General features: G+C 64.1%; 18 protein-coding genes. 15 read left to right on the top strand and 3 right to left on the bottom strand.

The annotated features are described in order from the left end of the window. Positions 1 to 89 precede the first annotated feature (89 nt). From murG to ftsA, 9 genes are all read left to right on the top strand, one after another. On the top strand, positions 90 to 1,223 hold the full coding sequence (murG, locus tag ACN2XU_RS07860) for an undecaprenyldiphospho-muramoylpentapeptide beta-N-acetylglucosaminyltransferase (protein ID WP_419409869.1): 1,134 nt from the start codon (positions 90 to 92) through the stop codon (positions 1,221 to 1,223). Beyond that, positions 1,204 to 2,640, top strand: coding sequence for a UDP-N-acetylmuramate--L-alanine ligase (murC, locus tag ACN2XU_RS07865; protein ID WP_419409870.1), 1,437 nt, complete (start codon positions 1,204 to 1,206; stop codon positions 2,638 to 2,640). Before murG ends, murC begins: the two co-directional genes overlap by 20 nt. Before the next feature lie 414 nt (positions 2,641 to 3,054). Then, positions 3,055 to 4,614 (top strand): DUF6161 domain-containing protein, encoded by a 1,560-nt coding sequence (locus ACN2XU_RS07870; protein WP_419409871.1) that lies wholly within the window; start codon positions 3,055 to 3,057, stop codon positions 4,612 to 4,614. A 92-nt stretch (positions 4,615 to 4,706) separates the two neighbouring features. Beyond that, on the top strand, positions 4,707 to 5,882 hold the full coding sequence (locus ACN2XU_RS07875; protein ID WP_419409872.1) for an APC family permease: 1,176 nt from the start codon (positions 4,707 to 4,709) through the stop codon (positions 5,880 to 5,882). 56 nt (positions 5,883 to 5,938) lie between these two features. Next, positions 5,939 to 6,190, top strand: coding sequence for a DUF2484 family protein (locus ACN2XU_RS07880; RefSeq protein ID WP_419409873.1), 252 nt, complete (start codon positions 5,939 to 5,941; stop codon positions 6,188 to 6,190). 41 nt (positions 6,191 to 6,231) lie between these two features. Continuing rightward, a complete protein-coding gene (gene murB, locus ACN2XU_RS07885; RefSeq protein WP_419409874.1) occupies positions 6,232 to 7,182 on the top strand; it encodes a UDP-N-acetylmuramate dehydrogenase in 951 nt (316 codons plus the stop codon). A 150-nt stretch (positions 7,183 to 7,332) separates the two neighbouring features. Further along, a complete protein-coding gene (locus ACN2XU_RS07890; RefSeq protein WP_419409875.1) occupies positions 7,333 to 8,253 on the top strand; it encodes a D-alanine--D-alanine ligase in 921 nt (306 codons plus the stop codon). Beyond that, positions 8,241 to 9,281, top strand: a complete 1,041-nt coding sequence (locus tag ACN2XU_RS07895) for a cell division protein FtsQ/DivIB (protein WP_419409876.1) — start codon at positions 8,241 to 8,243, stop codon at positions 9,279 to 9,281. The genes ACN2XU_RS07890 and ACN2XU_RS07895 overlap by 13 nt, the downstream gene beginning before the upstream one ends. After that, entirely contained in the window at positions 9,278 to 10,606 is a 1,329-nt protein-coding gene (gene ftsA, locus ACN2XU_RS07900) for a cell division protein FtsA (protein ID WP_419409877.1), read from the top strand. The genes ACN2XU_RS07895 and ftsA overlap by 4 nt, the downstream gene beginning before the upstream one ends. Positions 10,607 to 10,944: 338 nt before the next feature. On the opposite strand, the gene ACN2XU_RS07905 is transcribed toward ftsA, so the two are convergent. Further along, positions 10,945 to 11,256 carry a hypothetical protein gene (locus ACN2XU_RS07905; protein WP_419409878.1) on the bottom strand — a complete coding sequence of 104 codons (312 nt, stop codon included), beginning with the start codon at positions 11,254 to 11,256 and terminating at the stop codon, positions 10,945 to 10,947. 285 nt (positions 11,257 to 11,541) lie between these two features. On the opposite strand from ACN2XU_RS07905, the gene ACN2XU_RS07910 reads away from it, so the two are divergent. From ACN2XU_RS07910 to recN, 5 genes are all read left to right on the top strand, one after another. Further along, positions 11,542 to 12,303: a helix-turn-helix domain-containing protein gene (locus ACN2XU_RS07910; protein ID WP_419409879.1), complete on the top strand. Its 762-nt coding sequence runs from the start codon at positions 11,542 to 11,544 to the stop codon at positions 12,301 to 12,303. Between the two features lie 495 nt (positions 12,304 to 12,798). Then, positions 12,799 to 14,424, top strand: coding sequence for a cell division protein FtsZ (ftsZ, locus tag ACN2XU_RS07915; RefSeq protein ID WP_419409880.1), 1,626 nt, complete (start codon positions 12,799 to 12,801; stop codon positions 14,422 to 14,424). Between the two features lie 266 nt (positions 14,425 to 14,690). Then, positions 14,691 to 15,617 (top strand): UDP-3-O-acyl-N-acetylglucosamine deacetylase, encoded by a 927-nt coding sequence (lpxC, locus tag ACN2XU_RS07920; protein WP_419409881.1) that lies wholly within the window; start codon positions 14,691 to 14,693, stop codon positions 15,615 to 15,617. A gap of 252 nt (positions 15,618 to 15,869) precedes the next feature. Then, positions 15,870 to 16,724, top strand: coding sequence for an outer membrane protein assembly factor BamD (locus ACN2XU_RS07925; RefSeq protein ID WP_419409882.1), 855 nt, complete (start codon positions 15,870 to 15,872; stop codon positions 16,722 to 16,724). A gap of 33 nt (positions 16,725 to 16,757) precedes the next feature. Further along, a complete protein-coding gene (recN, locus tag ACN2XU_RS07930) occupies positions 16,758 to 18,410 on the top strand; it encodes a DNA repair protein RecN (protein ID WP_419409883.1) in 1,653 nt (550 codons plus the stop codon). 258 nt (positions 18,411 to 18,668) lie between these two features. On the opposite strand, the gene ACN2XU_RS07935 is transcribed toward recN, so the two are convergent. After that, positions 18,669 to 19,307 (bottom strand): DsbA family protein, encoded by a 639-nt coding sequence (locus ACN2XU_RS07935; protein WP_419409884.1) that lies wholly within the window; start codon positions 19,305 to 19,307, stop codon positions 18,669 to 18,671. 71 nt (positions 19,308 to 19,378) lie between these two features. On the opposite strand from ACN2XU_RS07935, the gene ACN2XU_RS07940 reads away from it, so the two are divergent. Then, positions 19,379 to 19,804, top strand: coding sequence for a LysR family transcriptional regulator (locus ACN2XU_RS07940; RefSeq protein WP_419409885.1), 426 nt, complete (start codon positions 19,379 to 19,381; stop codon positions 19,802 to 19,804). A 759-nt stretch (positions 19,805 to 20,563) separates the two neighbouring features. Here ACN2XU_RS07940 and ACN2XU_RS07945 read toward each other — a convergent pair. Continuing rightward, the gene (locus tag ACN2XU_RS07945) at positions 20,564 to 21,937 is read right to left on the bottom strand and encodes an FAD-binding oxidoreductase (protein WP_419409886.1); all 1,374 of its coding nucleotides are present in this window, start codon (positions 21,935 to 21,937) and stop codon (positions 20,564 to 20,566) included. Positions 21,938 to 21,980: the final 43 nt, after the last annotated feature.

The raw sequence follows: 21,980 nt of genomic DNA on the forward strand, positions 1-21,980 counted from the left end.
GCGCGAAAAGCTGCCAACGTCGGGCGCAGGATGGACGGAGCCGTGCCCGTGTTGTACTGGCCTCCTTCAATTGGTGAGGGATTGAGCAGATGAGCGAAACGCAGCCCCTTTTGGTTATGGCAGCCGGTGGCACCGGCGGGCATATGTTCCCGGCGCAGGCGCTGGCAGAGCAGATGTTGAGCCGGGGCTGGCGCGTCAAGCTGAGTACCGATGCGCGCGGCGCGCGCTATACCGGGGCGTTCCCGGGGGCGGTTGAAATCGAACAGGTGTCGAGCGCGACTTTTGCGCGCGGCGGCCCGTTGGCCAAGCTGTTCGTTCCTTTCCGCATCGCCGGGGGTGTGGTGTCAATGGCGCTGCGTATGCTGCGTGACAAACCCGACGTGGTGATCGGCTTTGGCGGCTATCCTTCGATCCCGGCGCTGTCGGCGGCCACGCTGCTGCGTCTGCCACGTTTGATCCATGAACAGAATGGCGTGCTCGGCCGGGTGAACCGGATCTTTTCCAGCCGCGTCAACATGGTGGCCTGCGGGACATGGCCAACCGATCTGCCGGAGGGGGTTGAGGGTCGCCATGTCGGCAACCCGGTGCGCGGCGCGGTCATGGAGCGGGCTGCGGCTCCCTACATTCCGCCCGGCTACTATCCGATGTCCGTCCTTGTGATCGGTGGCAGCCAGGGGGCGCGGGTGCTTTCGGATGTGGTGCCGCCGGCGATTGCGGCCCTGCCGATGAAGGCGATCACGCTGCTGCGGATCAGTCATCAGGCGCGCGGCGAAGACGAAGAGCGCGTCGCGCAGTTCTATGCAGATCACGCCATCAACGCGGATGTTCAGCCGTTTTTTACCGATGTGCCCGATCGCATGGCCGAAGCGCAGATGGTGATTTCGCGCTCTGGCGCGTCCTCCGTGGCGGATATCAGCGTGATCGGGCGTCCGGCGATCCTGATCCCTTACAAGCACGCGACGGGGGATCACCAGGCGGTCAATGCCCAGGCGCTGACCGAGGCCGGCGCGGCGATTCGTATTCCCGAAAGCCGTCTGACTGTGGAGAGCATGACGGATGCGATCCTGTCGATCCTCGACAACCCGGCGGGCGCCGAGCAGATGAGCCGCGCGGCGCTGAGCGTTGCGAAGCCGGACGCGGCCGGAGCATTGGCCGATATCATAGAAAAACTGGCGGTAGAAAAACAAGCGAAAGGGGCAGGCGATGAAGGATCTGGAACGTGAACGGGGCATGGCATTGAACGGCGCGACGAAACTTCCCGGGGACGTGGGCCCCATTCATTTCGTCGGGATCGGCGGGATCGGCATGTCCGGCATCGCTGAAGTTCTGCTCAATCATGGCTATGTCGTGCAGGGCTCTGACCTGAAGTCCTCCAAGATCACCCAACGATTGCATGAGCTGGGCGCGCATGTCTTCGAAGGGCAGCGGGCCGAGAACCTCGAAGGCGCCGAGGTGGTTGTGATCTCCTCTGCGATCAAGACCGGCAACCCGGAGCTGGACGAAGCGCGTCGGCGCGGCCTGCCCGTGGTGCGCCGGGCCGAGATGCTGGCCGAATTGATGCGGCTGAAGTCGAACGTCGCCATTGCCGGGACGCACGGCAAGACAACGACGACCACGATGGTCGCGACATTGCTCGATGCGGGCAAGTTTGACCCGACGGTCGTCAACGGAGGGATCATCCATGCCTATGGCTCCAATGCGCGGATGGGGCAGGGGGAGTGGATGGTGGTGGAGGCGGACGAAAGTGACGGCACCTTTAACCGTTTGCCCGCCACAATTGCCATCGTGACGAACATCGACCCGGAGCATATGGAGCATTGGGGCACGATCGAGAACCTGCGGCAGGGGTTTTATGATTTCGTCTCCAACATCCCGTTTTACGGCCTTGCGGTGTGCTGCACCGACCATCCGGAGGTTCAGGCGCTGGTTGGGCGGGTCACGGACCGGCGTGTGGTGACCTATGGGTTCAACGCGCAGGCGGATGTGCGGGCGGTCAACCTGACGTACCGCAAGGGCGTGGCGCATTTCGATGTGGTGTTCCAGGTCGACGGTGTGACGCTTGAGGGCTGCAGCCTGCCGATGCCCGGAGATCACAATGTTTCCAATGCCTTGAGCGCCATTGCCGTGGCGAAACACCTCGGTATGAGCGGCGAGGAAATCCGCGCGGCGCTGGCGGCGTTCGGCGGCGTGAACCGGCGCTTTACCAAGGTGGGCGAAGTCAACGGCGTCACCATCATCGACGATTACGGCCATCACCCGGTGGAGATTGCCGCCGTGCTGAAGGCCGCGCGGCAGGCGACGGAGGGGCGCGTGATCGCGGTGCACCAACCGCACCGGTATTCCCGCCTGCACCACCATTTCGAGGATTTCTGCACCTGTTTCAACGAGGCGGATGTGGTTGCAATCGCTGAGGTTTTTGCCGCTGGCGAAGAACCGATCGAAGGCGCGTCGCGCGATGATCTGGTCGCGGGGCTGGTGCGGCACGGGCATCGCCATGCCCGCGCGATTGTCAGCGAAGACGATCTCGAACGGCTGGTTCGGGAGCAGGCGCAGCCGGGCGATATGGTGGTTTGTCTGGGCGCGGGGACGATCAGCGCCTGGGCCAACAACCTGCCCGGACGGTTGTCCAAACCGTCTTAACGATTGGCCGGCGCGCGGAATGGGTTAACCCGGCGCGCGCCGGGTTACCGCACCGCGCGGCGAGGATCGCCCACCACATCTTGTGTGGTGGGCGTTTTTGTCTGCAACGGGTTAATGGTTTTTAACCGTTTGGGCCCCCTCGTTAATCCGCGAATGGTACGATTCTGGCCGGGTTTGGTACAAAACTCCGGTTGGGCGGCCCGGGCTGCTGTCCTGACAGGGTCAAGGCGGGTTAACCTTTGTGAAAGGGCGAAAGCGGGCGGATGTGTCGCGGGGGCCGCGCGCGGTGTTTTTTGAGTATTTGGAAAGAGAAGAAGAGGGGGGCGGGGCGCGGCTATTGCCCTGTTGCGCTTTGGCGTCTTCTGGGGGACAGTCCGGGGAATGAGGGCGGACGATATCACGGATCAGGAGACGATGAAGGCGTGGCTGCGGGAGCGGCCGCGGGAGGAGGCACTGGCGTTTCTCTATCGGGATGCTCTGGAAGTTCTGCCCTTTTGGGGCGCAGCCATGAACGACGATTGGGCCAAGAAGAAAGGGCTTACGGCATTGCCCATTCTGCGCGCCGTCCTGACGCTTTTTGTTGGAATGAACTTTTCCGATATGGAAAAATGGCTTTCTAAAGCGCTTGACGTAGCCGGCAGTGCTGCAAATTCGACGTCAACGCGGGCTTCGGATGATGAAATGACGCCGTCTCGCTCCGCAGCATCAGAGGCGGCACAGACTATACACAATGCGCTTGGTCTTGTCTGTTCTTCGCAGCACCCTTTGTCAGAAGACAACGACTGGGTCGCTGGGATCGGCAGGCAATACGAAAACCGCATTCAAGGTTTCGCAACAGCGGCTTCGGTCTTGGCGAAAGGGTCTTTGTCAGGCCTGATACGATCTTCTTTTCTTCGACCGCCTGATACGTTTGTCCGTGCGGAAAAGCTAATGTTTGCGGTTTGGGACGAAGAACCATCCGCCCGCTGGGATTTCTGGCGACGTTGGTGGGAGGGCGCGAAGAACGGAGATCCGATTGATCCGGAACTTCAGTACGCCATCGTGCAGGGCCTTGACGAAGAGACCTGGAAAGATCCGGATGCGGTGGCCAAACGCATCAAGGAGATCGAGATCCGGCATCGGAGCGGTTACCCGCCGGAGACCGGCCGTGCCGCGCGCCGCAAAAGTTCCGATGTTCAGGATGTCGCGCGTCAGATCGACATTCAGGACGAGCGCCTTTCGGAGTTGCTTGCTCGGCTCAATGCTCAGGAGGCCTTGCTCGCCGAAAGGGATGAGAGGTTGAATGAAGCTGGCAAGGCCGTTGAGTCCGTGTCCAATCAGGCCCTGTCGCTACGCGAGAAACTGGATGCGCAAAAGTCCGATTTTGACAAAGAGTTTCGTACCTTAAGCGCGGCTTATGATGAAAAATTCGAGAGCGCCCTCTCGGCCTTTATGGAGCAGCAGGCGATCAAGGCGCCGGTCGAATTGTGGGAGATCAAGGAAACGGAACATCGGACTGCCGCCAAGGGGGCGTTCTGGTCTTTTGTGGGCGGGTTGATTGCCATCGGATTGCTTGTTGTCGGCATTGTCTGGTGTTTGATCAGCGGTGGCGATGAACTGGCAAAGCTGTTGGCGCCCATCGGCTGTGATCCGGTTGCTGCGCCCGCGCTGTGCGGTGGGTTCAGTTTTCGCGGGGCTGTCCTGACCGGCGCGGTCCTGAGCTTTGTGACCCTTGCGCTGTGGTTCACGCGGTTGCGTATGAAAGTGTACCTTTCCGAGCGGCATTTGTCGCTGGATGCGCGCGAGCGCAAGGCCTTTGCGCAGGCCTATATCGGGCTGATCAAGGAAAAGGATACGTCGGACGAGGCCAGAGAGCAGCGTGCGCTGGTCTATGCGGCGCTGTTCCGGCCCAGCACGGATGGCATTATTGCCGAGGATGGCGGGCTTGATCCGTCTTTGGCAGCGGCTGTCAGTAAGTTGCTTGCCGGTCGGTGATATCGACGGTTGGCGCGCCTTGCGCCTGATCCAGATCATGCGGGGCGGGGGGATGGCGGTGTAGGCTGTGCTTCGACATGGGAGGGACGCGCATGGCCGAAACACTCAAACGCCGGATCGGATTGCCGTTGCTGACGGCCTATGGCGTGGGCGTCATGGTTGGCGCCGGGATTTATGTGCTGATCGGGGCCGTGGCGGGGGTTGCCGGGGTCTGGTCGCCTGTGGCCTTCTTTCTTGCGGGGATCGTGGCGGCGCCGACGGCGCTGTCTTATGCCGAGTTTTCAACGCGCTATCCGGAGGCGGCGGGGGAGGCGGTCTATCTCGGAAAGGGCTTTGGCCGGGACTGGCTTGGCGTGCTTGTCGGGCTGGCCATCGTGCTGGCGGGGACGATTTCGGCGGCGGCGGTGTTGCGCGGAGGCGCGGGGTATCTGCTGGGCCTTGTACCGGTGCCGATGGTCGTTGCGATTGTCTTTCTGGGCGCGGTGCTGATCGGCGTGGCACTGGCCGGAGTGTTGGAGAGCCTGAGCCTTGCCGCGCTGTTCACGGCGATCGAAGTGGTTGGGCTGGCGCTTGTGATCTGGGCCGGGGTGTCGGCGGAGCCGGTGGTGCCGGTGGCCGAAGCGATGGTGCCGTGGAGCGGGATCGGGGCGGGGGCCTTGCTGGCGTTCTTTGCCTTCATCGGGTTCGAGGACATCGTGAACATGGCGGAAGAGGTGCGGGAGCCGGAGCGGGCCTTGCCCCGGGCGATCCTGTGGTCGCTGGCGATCACCAGCGTTTTGTATGCGCTTGTGGCCTGGGCGGCGCTGCGGGCGGTGCCGGCGGATGTGTTGGCGGGATCGGAGCAGCCGTTGGCGATTGTCTGGGCGGTTGGCGGCGCGGGGGATGCGCGGGTGCTGTCGGCCATCGCGGTGTTTGCGGCGCTGAACGGGGTGCTGGCGCAGATCGTCATGGCGGCGCGGGTGCTGTTCGGATTGGGCAAGCGGGGCGGGGTTCTGGCGGTGTTTTGCCATGTGCATCCGCGGTTCGGCACGCCGGTGCGGGCGACGGGGCTGATTGGCGGGGCGGTGATCGTGGCGGCGCTGGCCTTGCCGGTGGCGGTGCTGGCGGAGGCGACGGCGACGGTGTTGCTTGGGGTGTTCGTTCTGGTGAACCTTGCGTTGATCGTGACCAAGCGGCGCGGCGGGCGGGCGGCGTTCGAGGTGCCGATGGTGGTGCCGGTGTTTGGCTTCGTGCTGTCGGGGCTCGCTATTTTAGGGGGGCTTGTCTGAAATTCGTCATGCGGGCATTATAGACGTGCCACCGGGGGGATGCGGAGGGCAGGACGATGACGACTTCCTTGATACTGGCCTGTGTCTGGGCGGTGTTGGCGAATGTGATGGGCATGTTGCCCTCGAAGGACAACCACTGGACGCGGGCCTATGTGCTGATCGCGCTGGGGATTCCGCTCGTGGGCTATGTGACCTACGAAAACGGGCCGTGGATTGGCTTGCTTGTGCTCCTTGCGGGCATGAGCATCCTGCGCTGGCCGCTGCGGTATCTTGCGGGCTGGGTGAAGCGGACAGTGGGGCGGGCCTGAGGCCTCTTGCCCTCTGGCGATGCGCGCCGTAGGTGGGGGTCATGCGTGATCTACCGACACCGCGCGGACGGCTGACGCCGGACCGCAGTCTGAGCGATCTGACCTGGCTGCGCGTGGGCGGGCCGGCGGATTTCCTGTTTCAGCCTGCCGATGTGGACGACTTGCGCGGCTTTCTGCGCGATCTGGACCCGGATGTGCCGGTGGTCCCCATGGGGGTCGGCAGCAACCTGATCGTGCGCGATGGTGGCATTCGGGCCGTTGTGGTGCGCATGGGGCGCGGCTTCAATCATATCGAGATCGAGGGGCGCCGGGTGCGGGCGGGTGTTGCGGCGCTCGATGCGCATGTGGCGCGCAAGGCGGCGGAGGCGGGCATCGACCTGACCTTCCTGCGCACCATTCCCGGCGCGATCGGCGGGGCGGTGCGGATGAACGCGGGCTGCTATGGCTCTTATGTGGCGGATCATTTTGTCGAGGCGACGGCGGTGACGCGGGAGGGCGGGATCGTGACACTGCACGCCGAGGATCTGCAATTCCAGTACCGCCAGAGTACGCTTCCGGAAGGCTGGGTTCTCGTTGAAGCGGTGTTCGAGGGGCCGTCGGGCGATCCCGAGGCGCTGGCCGCGCGCATGGACGCGCAACTGAAGAAACGCGACGAGACGCAGCCGACCAAGGACCGCACGGCGGGCAGCACCTTTCGCAATCCGGCGGGCTTTTCCAGCACCGGCAAGCCGGACGACAGCCACGATCTGAAGGCGTGGAAGGTGATTGACGAGGCCGGAATGCGCGGCGCGACGATCGGCGGCGCACAGATGAGCCCGATGCATTCCAATTTCCTTGTGAATACAGGCCAGGCAACGGCCCGCGATCTCGAAGCTTTGGGCGAGGAAGTCAGAAAAAAGGTTTTCCAACACAGTGGAATAGAGTTACACTGGGAAATCAAACGGGTGGGTGAATTTTTGCCCGGCGAAACCGTCGCCGATGGGCTTACTTAACCTCCTGTTAACTATAAATAAGCGATAGAATGGTCAGCGCCCGGCACAAGGGCACGGCCAAAAGATCCGGGGCAAATCCGGACGATATGGTGGGGCCACGGCCCCGAGGCAGAAATCGGGGCAACAGACCCCGGTACAGACAAGGCGGTTTTGGGAATGTCGAGCAGGACACTCCCGAAAGTGGTGGTACTCTTGGGCGGACCTTCAGCCGAGCGCGAGGTCTCGCTGAGTTCCGGTAAGGAATGTGCCGCCGCTTTGCGGGCAGAGGGATATGATGTCACCGAAGTGGACGCGGGGCCGGACCTCGCGGCGCGGCTCTCTGCGCTGAAGCCCGACGTGGTTTTCAACGCATTGCATGGCCGGTGGGGTGAGGATGGCTGTGTTCAGGGCATCCTTGAGTGGGCGGGCATTGCCTATACCCATTCGGGCGTTCTGTCCTCGGCGCTGGCCATGGACAAGGAACGCACCAAGCTGGTCTACCGTGCCGCCGGACTGCCGGTGGCGGAGAGCCTCCTGGCCGACAAGGCCGAGGTCATGGCGGCGCATGTGATGGCACCGCCCTATGTGGTGAAACCCTTCAACGAAGGCTCCTCCGTGGGGGTCTACCTCGTGCATGAGGCGGCGAATACGCCGCCGCAGCTCTCCGATGACATGCCGCAGACCGTGATGGTCGAGACATTCGTTCCGGGCCGGGAGCTGACCACCAGCGTCATGGGGGACCGGGCGCTTGGCGTAACGGAGATCCTCACCGATGGCTGGTACGATTACGACGCCAAGTACACGGCGGGCGGCTCGCGGCATGTTTGCCCGGCGGAGCTGCCGCAGGAGATCACCGACGCCTGTCTTGATTATGCGCTGCGCGCGCATCAGGCGCTGGGTTGCCGGGGTGTGAGCCGCACGGATTTCCGCTGGGACGACAGCCGGGGCCTCGAGGGGCTGATCCTGCTGGAGACCAACACCCAGCCGGGGATGACGCCGACCTCGCTGTCGCCGGAGCATGCCGGGCTGATCGGGATGAGCTTTGGCCAGTTCTGCGCGTGGATGGTGGAGGACGCCTCATGCAATCGCTAGAGCCGTATACCCAGACCTATGAGGACGATGACGCGCCGCAGATGGCGCGGCTCGATCCGCGTGTCTCGCGGCTGAAATATCGCATCGAGCGGCTGATGCTGACGCCGCTGTTCCGCTTTGCGCTGCGCGTGGTGCTGCCCTTCGGGATCTGCCTTGGCGGCGGGCTTTTGTGGTTTTCGGCGGACGACAACCGCGACGCCTTTCTTGGCATGATCGCCGATGTGCGCAATGCGGTCGAAAGCCGTCCGGAGTTTCAGGTCAAGCTGATGGCCATTGATGGCGCAAGCGCCGGCGTGGCCGAGGATATTCGCGAGATTATCCCGATTGATTTTCCGGTGAGCAGCTTTGATCTCGATCTGGAGACGATGCAGGAAACGATCAACGGGCTGGACGCGGTGAAGCGCGCCAAGCTGCGCATCAAGCAGGGCGGCACCTTGCAGATCGACGTGACCGAGCGGGTGCCGGCGGTGCTTTGGCGCGGGGTTGACGGGCTGGAGATGCTGGACCGGCGGGGCATCATCGTCGGGCCGCTGGCGTCGCGCTTCGAGCGCCCGGAGTTGCCGGTGATCGCCGGCGCGATGCTGACCGATGCGGAGCGCGATGCGCGGGCGCGGGTGATGCGGGCCGCCATGGGCGGGCTCGACGAGGGCGAAACCCTGAGCGAGGCGGACAAGCGGCTGGCGGCACGGGCTGCGCGGCAGCTTGAGCACACGGTGGTCGAGGCGCTTGAGCTGATGGCGGTGGCAGGCCCGCTGAAGGGGCGGATGCGCGGCCTGGAACGGATGGGCGGTCGGCGCTGGGACGTGGTTCTGAACCGCGATCAGCGCATCATGCTGCCCGAGACCGGGGCGGTTGTCGCGCTGGAGCGCACGATCGCGATGGACGAGGCGGTGGACATGCTGGCGCGGGATATCGCGGCGGTGGATCTTCGGCTCCCGCGCAGACCAACGATAAGAATGAAGGAAAACGCCGTGCAGGAGCTGCTGCGCATCAAGGCGTTCGAGGCAGGCGGAGACAGGCTGGAATGATCGAGCTTTATGAATCACAACGCGCCATGCGCAATATGCGGCGGGCGGCGATGCAGCGGGGTGTCATCGCGATCCTGGACGTGGGAAGCTCCAAGATTGCCTGCCTCGTGCTGCGTTTTGACGGAACGGACCCGAGCGACGATGGCATCGGCTCGCTGGCGGGGCAGTCGGGCTTTCGCGTGATCGGCGCGGCGACGACGCGTTCTCGCGGGGTGCGCTTTGGCGAAATCCACGCCATGGGCGAAACCGAGCGGGCCATTCGCACGGCGGTGCAGGCGGCGCAGAAGATGGCGGGCATCCGGGTGGATCACGTGATCGCCTGTTTCTCCGGGGCCGATCCGCGCAGCTATGGGCTGGCGGGGCAGGTCGAGGTGCATGGGGTGAACGTCGACGAGCAGGACGTGGCGCGGGTGCTTTCGGCCTGTGACGTGCCCGATTATGGCCATGGCCGCGAGGTGATGCACGCGCAGCCGGTGAATTTTGCGCTGGATCATCGCTCGGGGCTGATTGATCCGCGCGGGCAGATCGGCAACGAGTTGTCGTGCGACATGCACATGCTGACGATTGACGCGCAGGCGATCCAGAACCTGGCGCATTGTGTCAAACGCTGCGATCTGGAGCTCGCGGGGATTGCGTCGAGCGCCTATGTCAGCGGCGCGGCGGCCCTGGTCGAAGACGAGCAGGAGCTTGGCGCGGCCTGTATCGACATGGGTGGCGGCTCGACGGGCGTGTCGATCTTCATCAAGAAGCACATGATCTATGCCGATGCGGTGCGTATGGGCGGCGATCACGTGACGTCGGATATCTCCATGGGGCTGCAGGTTCCGATGGCGACGGCGGAGCGGATCAAGACCTTCTATGGCGGCGTCGTGGCCACCGGGATGGACGACCGCGAGATGATCGAATGCGGCGGCGAGACCGGCGATTGGGAACATGACCGGCGCACGGTCAGCCGGGCGGAGCTGATCGGGATCATGCGGCCCCGGGTCGAAGAGATCCTGGAAGAGGTGCGGGTGCGGCTCGACGCGGCGGGCTTCGATCATCTGCCGAGCCAGCAGATCGTGCTGACCGGGGGGGCGTCGCAAATTCCGGGCCTTGACGGGCTGGCGTCGAAAATCCTGGGCCAGCAGGTGCGGCTGGGCCGCCCGCTTCGTGTGCATGGCCTGCCGCAGGCGGCAACGGGGCCGGGGTTTGCCTCGGCCGTCGGTCTTTGCCTGTTCGCCGCGCATCCGCAGGATGAGTGGTGGGATTTCGAAATTCCGGTCGACCGCTATCCGGCGCGCAGCCTGAAACGCGCGGTGCAGTGGTTCCGCGACAACTGGTGACGCATCAAGAAATGGGGCGGGCTACGCTCTGACAGACAGGGGTCGCAGGCAATGCGGCCCCTGTTTGCGTTCTGCGGCAGGTCTTTGGCGTCTGCGCCCTGTTGGTGGGTGATGCGAATTGGCGCGCGCTGTCCGTGATTGTGGCAGCCGGTCCAACGGCCCCGAGGCGCGTCGATGCGGAGGCTTCCGGCCCGCAGCTCAGACGAAGGCCGGTGATTTCAAAAGCGAAGGCCCCGCTTCACGAGGGATGAAGCGGGGCCCTGGGCCGTTCCCAAACTGCCCTTGGGGGGAGTGAACAGTGTGACCGTGCGCCTTTTGCCTTCGGCTGGATTGGGGTTTCAGCAGGCGTGGGCCGTTGGGAAGGCCACGACATTTCCGGGCTGACCAATACCGCCGGAACGCCGTAGTTTATCGGGAAGGTCCGGCGCAAATCCCGAATCCACGCGGCGCAGATTGCGCGCGCGACGGAAGTCCCGCTCTTCCCGAATTTCAAATTGGATCAGATCACCGGCATCAATGTCCATTCCTTGATGCGCACTGGGTTCCGGCCCGGAGTAAAAGGCCAGACTCCCGTGATCTTCACACCAGATTACCGCTTTACGATCTCTTGCGTCCGCCCAGAGGACGACACCGTACATGCGTTCTTCCATGACAAGCCTTTTCGTTTTCGTGTCATCAGCGTGGCGCAATTGACGCGCTTTCGACACGGTTTTTCGCGCGTCGGCGTCTTGATTTTTGTGTCGTAAGACTGCAGATTTGGCGCTATTGAGCGCCGAAGGTGACGCTCTTTCGCATCAAGTATGACGCTAAATCGCGTCAAATTTTAGCATAGAGAGTTATCTGTTTTTTATATACACTCTTAGCGCGAGGTTCAAATGCCAGGTGGTCCTTCAAAGTCGCCATCCAGACGCCCCACACCGGCCGAGCTGCGTAGCATGCTCGGTGCGAACCTGCGTCAGTTGTCCGAAAAGTCGGCATCCATATCGGCCCTGTGCCGCGAGTTGGGCGTAAACCGTACCCAGTATAACCGGTATCTGGCGGGCGAGAGCTTTCCGCGACCGGACGTGCTGCACCGGATTTGCAGCTATTTCGGGGTCGATGCGCGGATCCTGCTTGAGCCGGTGGAAAAGATCGCCTCGGTCAAGACCGGGTTGTTCGAACATCCCGATGTGTCCGATTTCGTCGGGCGGTCGGCGGAGCAGGTGGCGGAGGACGACTTTCCGTCCGGCTTCTATCGCTTTGCCCGGCGCAGTTTTCTGCATGACGATATGATCGTTCAGGGTCTGACCTATGTCTATCGCAAGGACGGGCATACCTTCCTGCGCGGCTTCGAGGCCAAGCAGGCCATGGCCGAGCAGGGCCTGCCCACCGCTCCTGGGCAGCGCGAGTTCCGTGCCGTGGTGATGCCGCAGGAGGATGGCGTGGCGCTGATGATCAGTCGGCGCGGCGCGCAGACTGCCTCGTTCAACTACCTCGCGCGCGTGCCGTCGTTCGAGAACAACTTCTGGGTCGGCTACGTGACGCGGACGGTGCGCGAGGATGTGGCCGGTCGCCGGGTGGAGCGTCAGGTGGTGGAACACCTTGGCCGCAACACGCACAAGGTGCTGGCCGCGGCGCGGACCGTGGGCTTTTGCAGTATCGACGATGTGCTGCCCTACCTGCGGCAGATGTTGAAGGTCAACGAACCGTTCTATTGATCGGCGCGGATCCTGGCCCCTTGCGGGCCGGGGCCGGATTGCGGGCTTTGCGCGAAATCTCCGGTTGGAATGAGGGCGGTGCGGAGCCGGGCGCGTGATCGGTTTTGCGGGAAAGTGCCGGTCGCGCCGGATCGCTCAAAAAACCGCGTGACGCCGTCAGGCCGCTGCGGTACACATAAAGACACAGGCTCCCGAAGAGGAGTCATTTGAATATGAGGCAATCCAGAGGGTCGGGCAGACCCCCGAAACCGTCAGTTCCCGCTCCCGAGATCTCGAATCTCGGGTGTGTCCTGACGCTTGTGCTATGGTCGGATGTGACCACTGTATGTGGGTGCGTCGGCAAAATCCCGCGAATACGGCCATGAAATTGCCTAGATTTGGTGGGTGACCCGTGTTTTTCACGTGACCTTACTGCAACTAATCGCTAGGATTGAGCAGAATAGGCGTATGTTAACCCCCGGGACAGGGGCACCAAAAAGACAGGCGGACAGATCGATGACATTGAACCTTTCCATGCCCGGACAGGAAGAGCTGAAGCCCCGGATTACCGTATTCGGTGTGGGCGGCGCTGGCGGCAACGCAGTGAACAACATGATCGAAAAGGCGCTGGAAGGCGTTGATTTCGTCGTGGCGAACACGGACGCGCAGGCGCTTCAGCAAAGCATGGCCACCAGCCGGGTTCAGCTTGGCGTGAAAGTGACCGAAGGGCTTGGGGCCGGGGCCCGCGCCTCCGTCGGCGCAGCGGCTGCCGAGGAAAGCATCGAGCAGATCGTCGATCACCTTGCCGGCGCGCACATGTGCTTCATCACCGCCGGGATGGGCGGCGGCACCGGCACCGGAGCGGCCCCGATCATCGCGCAGGCCGCACGCGAGCTGGGCGTTCTGACCGTTGGCGTCGTGACCAAGCCGTTCCAGTTCGAAGGCGGCAAGCGGATGAAGCAGGCCGAGGACGGCGTCGACGCCCTCCAGAAGGTCGTCGATACGCTGATCATCATTCCGAACCAGAACCTGTTCCGTCTCGCCAATGAGAAAACCACCTTCACCGAAGCGTTCTCCCTCGCGGATGATGTGCTGTATCAGGGTGTGAAGGGCGTGACCGACCTGATGGTTCGTCCGGGCCTGATCAACCTCGACTTTGCCGACGTGCGCGCCGTGATGGACGAGATGGGCAAGGCGATGATGGGCACCGGCGAGGCCGAGGGCGAAGATCGCGCCATCCAGGCGGCCGAGAAGGCTATAGCGAACCCGCTGCTCGACGAGATCAGCCTCAAGGGGGCGAAGGGTGTTCTGATCAACATCACTGGCGGCTCCGACCTGACGCTGTTCGAGCTCGACGAGGCGGCCAACCGCATTCGCGAAGAGGTGGACGCGGATGCGAACATCATCGTCGGCAGCACGCTGGACGATGGCATGGCAGGCATGATGCGCGTGTCGGTCGTGGCCACGGGCATCGACGCCGCCGCGGACGTGAACCCGGATATCCCGCTGCCGCGCCGCAGCCTTGCCACCCCGCTGCCGTCGCAGCGTCTGGCCGAGCCTGCCCCGGCTGCTCCGGCGCCGCAGAAGGTCGCGGCGGAAGCCCCGGCCCAGCAGGTTGCCGCACAGCACGAAGAGTATGAGGCCGAAGAGCCCTCGCTGTTCTCCGACATGCCTCCGGCGCAGCCCGAGCAGCCGCAATACGAAGAGGTTGCCGAAGATGATCTGCCGCCGCCGGCCTACCAGCCGCGCGTCGCCGCCTTCCAGCCGTCGCAGGACACCATCGAAGCGGACCCCGAGGAATTCGTGGCCCCGCGCGCCCCGGCGCCGGGCACCCCGAGCCCCGAGGCGCTGGCGCGTCTGCGCCACGTGGCCGCACAGCGCAACGCCGAGAGCGGCCGCAGCGTGCCCCAGCAGCAGCCTGCGCCGCAGCCCACTGCCGAAGCCGAGAAGCCGCGCTTCAGCGTCAATTCGCTGATCGGGCGCATGACCGGCCATGGTCACGGCAACGAAGCCCCGGCCCAGCCCGCGCGTCGCCAGCCCCCGGTCCAGACCCAGCGTCCGGCCCCGGTGCAGGACGTGGAGCCCGACCCGGAGCAGGAAAAGATCGAAATCCCGGCCTTCCTGCGCCGCCAGGCAAACTGACATATTTGGCCTGAACGCGCCGATTTCGCGCCGGATCGCCATCAAATGATAGCGAAAACGCCCCCAAAACCGGGGGCGTTTTTTCATTATGTATCAAGGGGTTCCCTGTGGTTATCCACAGGGCGGCGGGGGTTCGCCGGTTTTGCGGGCCGCATGTTTCACTCGGTTGCAATACTTGATTTGAGCAATTGCGCCGCGCCCCGTATCTCAATCACAACGCCGGGTCCGTGGGGGGTCCGTGCTCCGAAGAGAACAGGGGTCATCCCGTGCAGACAACCATTCGCAGTGCAGTCACCTTTGACGGCGTCGGGCTTCATTCCGGCGAACCGGCACGGTTGACGATTCGCCCGGCATCCGCCGACCATGGCATCTGGTTCAAGCGCACCGATATCGCTCTGGGCAACACTCTGGTGCCCGCCCGCTACGACGCGGTCGAGACCTCTCCGCTGTGCACGTTGATCCGCAACGCCGCCGGTGCGAGCGTATCGACCATCGAACACGTCATGGCGGCGCTGGCCGGGTGCGGTGTGCACAATGCGCTGATCGAGATCGACGGGCCGGAATGCCCGATCCTCGACGGCTCCTCCGCGCCCTTCGTGCTTGGCATCATGCAGCGCGGCGTGCGCAAGCTGCGCGCGCCGGTCCGGGCCATCGAAATCCTCAAGCCCGTGACCTTCGAGACCGAGAGCGGCTGGGCCCGGCTGTCACCGGCAGAGGGCTCCTTCATGGACTTCCACATTGATTTTGCCGACGCCGCCATCGGCACGCAGGACAAGCATCTGAACCTTGCCAATGGCACCTTCGTGCGCGAGCTGTGTGACAGCCGCACCTTCTGCCGCGCTGCCGATGTCGAGGCGATGCGCAAGGCGGGCAAGGCGCTTGGCGGGACGTTCGAGAATGCGGTTGTGGTCGATGGGGACAAGATCCTGTCGCCCGGTGGCCTGCGTCACAAGGACGAGGCGGTGCGCCACAAGATGCTCGACGCGCTTGGCGATATCAGCCTTGCCGGGGCGCCGATCATCGGCCTTTACGAAGGGCACAAGGCTGGTCATGCGCTGACCAACAACCTGCTGCGCGCGGTGTTTGCCGACCCGTCCGCCTTCCGGCTTGTCACCTGTGACGCCGGGATGGCCGCGCGCCTGCCGGGGGCCGGTGTGGACATGGACGAGGTTGTTGTCACCGCCGTTGCCTGACGTCCGGGTCATGACCGGGACGGCTGTGTCACATTCCTTTGAATCAAGCCGCAGATGCGCGCCGTGGTCCGCCGCGGCGCTTTTCTTTTGGGGTGCAGGGCAGGGCGCATTCGTGCAAGGCGAACACGCGGTGGCAACTCCCTGCCACAAAACGCGCTTAAGACATTTTGCCCCGGAATTTTCTGTGCTAAGCCGATGCAAAAGGTGGCTCGGCGACGGGCGGCCTCGGTTGGGTTCGGGAGACGGTCAAGCATGACGGCAGCGAGCAGGGCACGGACGATTGTGATCCTTGGGGTGGCGGGGCTGGCCATGGCCGGGTGCGGCCAATTGAGCAGCAAGGGCACCGCCCCGGGGGGCGGGTCGCTCGAAGGCTATACCGCCAAGCAGATTTATGAACGCGGCGAATACGAGATCTCCGTCAAGGACAACGAGGAAGCGGCGCTGTTCTTCTCCGAAGTCGAACGGCTTTATCCCTATTCGGAATGGGCCAAGCGTGCGTTGATCATGCAGGCCTTTGCCTATCATTCCGATGAGGATTACGAGAACAGTCGCGCCGCCGCACAGCGGTTCATCGACTTTTATCCCGCCGATGATGATGCGGCCTATGCGCAGTATCTGCTGGCGCTGTCGTATTATGACCAGATCGAGGAAGTGGGCCGCGATCAGGGGCTGACCTTCCAGGCGTTGCAGGCCTTGCGCACGGTCATCGAGCGCTATCCGGACAGCGAATATGCCCGCTCCGCCATCCTGAAATTCGATCTTGCCTTTGATCATCTCGCCGGCAAGGAGATGGAAATCGGGCGCTACTATCTCAAGCGCGATCATTTCGGCGCGGCGATCAATCGATTCCGTGTGGTGGTGGAGGATTTCCAGACCACGACACACACGCCCGAGGCGCTGCATCGTCTGGTCGAGGCGTATCTGTCGCTTGGCCTTGTCGAAGAGGCGCAGACGGCGGGGGCGATCCTCGGCTACAACTACCAGTCCAGCGAATGGTACGAGGACAGCTACAAGCTGCTGACCGGGCAGGGGCTGGAGATGAAGATGTTCGGCGACAGCTGGTTGTCGAAAGTCTATCGCCAGATGATCAAGGGCGAGTGGTTGTAGGTGCGTTCACAGACGCACCTTACGGGCTGAATCATGCTTCGGGCACTTGAAATTCGCGACATGTTGATCATCGAGCGGCTGGACCTCGGGTTCCAGCCGGGTCTCAACGTGCTGACCGGGGAAACCGGTGCGGGCAAATCCATCCTTCTGGATTCGCTTGGCTTTGTGCTGGGATGGCGCGGGCGGGCCGAATTGGTCCGCAGCGGCGCGGCGCAGGGTGAGGTGACGGCGGTTTTCGATCTGCCGGAGGGACACGCCGGGCGGGCGGTTCTCGAAGAGGCGGGGCTTCCGGTCTCTGACGAGTTGATCCTGCGCCGGGTGAACACCGCCGACGGGCGCAAGACCGGCTGGATCAACGACCGGCGGGTTTCGGGCGAGGTGCTGCGGCGGCTGTCGGAAACGCTTGTCGAACTGCATGGGCAGCATGACGATCGCGGCTTGCTCGATCCAAAGGGGCATCGTGCCATTCTGGATGAGTATGCCGATCTCGGAGCGGTGCAGGCGCCGGTGCGCAGCGCGTGGCGGGCCCGGTCCGAGGCGCGCAAGACGTTGGAGCAGGCCAAGGCGGCGCTGGCGGAGGTGCAGGCCGAAGAGGATTTCCTGCGCCATGCGGTGGAGGAGCTGACCCGGCTCGATCCGCAGCCCGGCGAGGAGGCGGATCTGGACGCGAAGCGGCGCACGATGCAATCGGCGGAAAAGATCCGCGAAGATATTGCACAGGCGTCCAATGCTCTTGGTTATGATGGCGCGGAAGGGGCGATGTCCGGGGCGCTGCGCTGGCTTGAGGGGGCGTCGGAGAAGGCCGAGGGCCGTCTTGATGCGCCGATTGGCGCGCTGACCCGGGCCATGGCCGAGCTGGACGAGGCGGCGCGCGGCGTGGCCGATTGTCTCGATGCGCTGGAGTTCAATCCGGCGGAGCTGGAGGACTGCGAGGAGCGGCTTTTCGCCATTCGCGGTCTGGCGCGCAAACATCAGGTGATGCCGGATGCCTTGCCGGGGCTGACCGAGACGCTCTCGGCGCGTTTGGAGGCGCTCGACGCCGGGGAGGCACGGATTGCCGATCTCGACGCGGCGGTGCGCGCGGCGGACAAGGATTATGACGCGGCGGCGGCGGCATTGACTCAAGCCCGGCGCACTGCGGCGGTGCGGCTCGACAAGGCGGTTTCGGACGAGCTGGCCCCGCTCAAGATGGAACGCGCGGTGTTCACCACGCAGGTGGCCGAGGCGCCCGCCGGTCCGGAGGGGCGCGATGCTGTGCAATTCACCGTGGCTACCAACCCCGGCGCGCCCGCCGGTCCGCTGAACAAGATCGCCTCCGGCGGCGAGCTGTCACGCTTCCTTCTGGCGCTGAAGGTCTGCCTGTCCGAAGAGCAGGGCGGCGGTGCGACGATGATCTTCGACGAGATCGACCGCGGTGTCGGCGGGGCGACGGCGGATGCGGTCGGGCGGCGTTTGAAGGCTTTGGCCGACGGCGGTCAGGTGCTTGTCGTCACGCACAGCCCGCAGGTCGCGGCGCTTGGCGGGCACCACTGGCGCGTGGAGAAGCGTGTGGTGGATGAGGTGACCTCCTCGACGGTAACGCCGCTGAGCGACGCGGATCGCGAGGGCGAAATCGCTCGGATGCTCTCCGGCGATACCGTCACGAAGGAAGCGCGCGCGGCGGCGCGGGCCTTGTTGGACGGCTGACCGCAGGTGGGGACCTTACGGGCCGGGTTTGCGACACGGCCTGAGAGGGCGTGCGGCGGGGGAAAAAGGTCAGGCAATCCTGACCGCTCTCTTACCGGTGTCCGCATGTCAAGGATCGCCCAGTGGGGCCGGTCTCAGCCCCATTTCACCTGACCTGTGGCGACCTTTGCGCCGATGGCAAGCGCCCGCCCGCACGCTGCGAGACTGGTTTGAAGATATCCCAACGGGCAGTTTGGACCGTTTGAGATTGTCATCAGATCAGGCGAGCCCGAGCGCGGCCAGTGTTTTGGCGGTGCCTGCGTAGAGTACACCGGAGTCCAGCGGGCGGCTCGCACGGCTGCCGATGAGCACGGCGGGCACACCGTTAAGGCCAAATTCGGCCATCAGGCTTTGCGATGCGGCGATGCGGGTTTGAACGGACTGCAGCAGCGGCCTGTCCGGGGAGGTCACCCGTGCCGCGCTGTCCGGCAGACCGCAATCCGTGAGCAAGGCTGCCACAACACTCCGGGATGTCACGTCTTTTCCGCCGACGTAGCGCGCTTCCTGAAGGACCTTGAGCATCTCGATTTCGCGCTCTGGCGCATCCTCGGCCACGGCGGTCAGGGCCAGGGTCGCGACGCTGGAATCGAGCTTCCCGCCTTTGGCGCCGAGCACGTCGCGGCGATAGGCTTCGCTGAAGGTGCGGCCGGTCATCCCGGCGATCCGCTGATCGGCCTGCCAGGCATGCGCGGCGAAGCCGTCCATGGACCGCGCCCCCCTACCGGAAAACAAGCCGCAGGGCATCGGTATCACCTCCACCTGCGGGTGGGCCGACAGCGCCGCGATGGTCTCCGAGGCACCATAGCACCAGCCGCAAAGCGGGTCGAAGATGTAACGAAGGGTCACCGTGTGTGTCATGTCCTGTCTCCTTGGCCCGTATTTGGCACGGGCTGTGGCGGATGAAAAGGCGGACGATTTTGACATAATGTTTGCTTTTGACGTGCAGGACCAAAGGCCCCGACCTCAACCGTCTCGCCTGTTTTGCCGCCGTGGTGGAAACCGTCTCGTTCGCCCATGCCGCCGAGCGGCTGGGCATCCCCAGCGCCGTGGTGAGCCTGCAGATAACCAGGATGGAACAGGAGGCGAAGGCAAGCTGGCTCCTGCGCGCCACCCGCAGTGTCAGCCCGACAGAGCTCGGGCGCGATTTCTTCCGCCGTTGCAATCATATTGTGAAGGAGGCGGAGGACGCGTTCGACAGGCTGTCGCACTCGACGGACAGACCCACGGGCACGCTGCGGGCCACGGTGCCGCCTGATTACGGCGTCGCGATGCTGACGCCGGTCGTGACGGCCTTTCGCCGCGCCTCTCCGAGCTGCTCCGCGATGCTGAAACTGGGGACCGGATCAGCGATCTGATCACCGAGAATCTCGATCTGGCCATTTGCGTCGGCTGGCTCGACGACTTGAGCCTTCAGGCACGCAAAATCGGCGGGTTCCGTCAGAGACTGCTGGGAAGGGCTGCCTATGTCGATACGCTTTGCGCTCTGGGTCATTCCGGAGATCTGGCCAAGCGGGCCGCGTTTGTTGGCAACTTTGCCTTGCCACAGCCACTGTCCTGGCCCTTCACCAATGCGGAAAGGCAGAGGGCAAAGGGGCGGCTCAAAAACGATCTGATGCGCGACAGTGCCTTTGCTCTGTTGAAGGCGATCAAGCCCGATGCGGGGCTCTCGGTTCTGCGGGAATTTCATGTGCTGGATGAGATCGCGGCGGGGAGACAGAAGGGGGGCTGCCCGACTGGACCTTGCCGGATGGGAGCATCTGCGCCGCCTATCCGCCGACGCGTTTCCGCTCCGCGAATCTGACCGAATTGGTCCGGATGCTGGCCGAGACGAAAAAATCAGCGCCGGCTGACCGCCGCGACCTGAGATGTCTTGAACCGGCCGGTCCCCCCTGCCACGCGGACAGGGGGTGTCTTCGGTCACGGCCATCGGCTCCTCAGCCTGTCCCGCATCGCCGATCGTGCCAGAGTTTGGTTAAGAAGGGGTTGCGTCTTTGGTCCTGAAATACCTCGGGGGATGAATGCCGGAGGCAGAAGGGGGCAGCGCCCCCTTTGATGCGTTTTCGCAGAAAACGCATCCGGTCGCCGCGCGCAAGCGCGGCGAAACCCATTGGCAATCAGATGTCCCGCACCAGTTTTCCGGGATTCATGAGTCCCTTCGGGTCCAGCGCCCGCTTGATGTCGCCCATCACGTCCCAGCCGTCGCCGTGTTCTGCCGCCATCAGGCCGGTCTTGCCCATGCCGATGCCATGCTCGCCGGTGCAGGTGCCGCCAAGCATCAGCGCCCGCTCGCCCATCCGATGCGACAGCGCCTTGGCCGCGTCGAGTTGGTCCGGCTGGTCGGGGTCGACCAGCAGGATGGCATGGAAGTTGCCATCGCCCACATGGCCGAGGATCGGTCCGGAGAGCGGTGAGGCGGCGATGTCCATTTGCGTCTCTTCCACCGCCTGGGCCAGCCGCGAGATCGGCACGCAGATGTCGGTCACGACTGCCCGCGCGCCCTTTTTCGAGGCGAGAATGGCGTAGTAGCCATTGTGCCGCATGGCCCAGAGCGCCCGGCGCTCTTCCTCGCGGGTGGACCATTCGAAGCGGGAGCCGTCGTGGTCCGCGACGATTTCGGCAAAGCGTTCGGCGTCCTGCGCCACGCTTTCCGGTGAGCCGTGGAATTCCACCATCAGATGCGGCGCTTCGGCCATGTCTGTTCCGGCGTAGTCGTTGAAGGCGCGGGCGGTGTCGGCGCAGGCGAATTCGATGCGGGCCATGGGGATGCCCATCTGGATCGTCTCCTGCACGGCCTGCACCGCGCTCTTCATATCCGGGAAGGCGCAGATGCCGGCGCTGGTTGCTTCCGGCACCCCGTGCAGCCGCAGGGTGAGTTCGGTCACGAGGCCGAGCGTGCCCTCGGAGCCGACAAAAAGCGCGGTCAGGTCATAACCTGCCGCCGATTTGCGCGCCCGTGTGCCGGTGTGGATCACCCGTCCGTCCGCCAGCACGGCCCGCACTCCCAGCACGTTGTCGCGCATGGAGCCATAGCGCACCGTCGTGGTGCCGGAGGCCCGTGTCATGGCCATGCCGCCGAGCGAGGCATTAGCGCCGGGATCGACCGGAAAGAACAGGCCCGTGGCCCGCAGTTCTTCGTTCAGCGCCTCGCGTGTGACGCCGGGCTGCACGGTCACATCCATATCGGCGGGGCGCACTTCGAGAACCCGGTTCATCCGGGAAAAGTCCACCACGATGCCGCCCCGCACGGCAAGCCCGTGCCCCTCAAGCGATGTTCCCGCGCCCCAGCCCACGACCGGCACGTCATGGGCCGCGCAAATCTGCACAATCCGGCGCACGTCGGCCTCCGATTCGGGCCAGACGACCGCATCGGGCAGGGTCTCCGGGAAATAGCTTTCCGAATGCCCGTGCTGTGCCAGATCGGACTTGGAACGGCTCAGGCGTTCGCCTAGGACTTGGGCAAGGTCTTCCAACGCCGCCGTAATCTGCATGAATCTCTCCGCAATGTGTTAACACACTCTAACGGCGAGAAGC

This window comes from Pacificoceanicola niger, from assembly GCF_048553275.1.
GTDB lineage: Bacteria > Pseudomonadota > Alphaproteobacteria > Rhodobacterales > Rhodobacteraceae > Pacificoceanicola.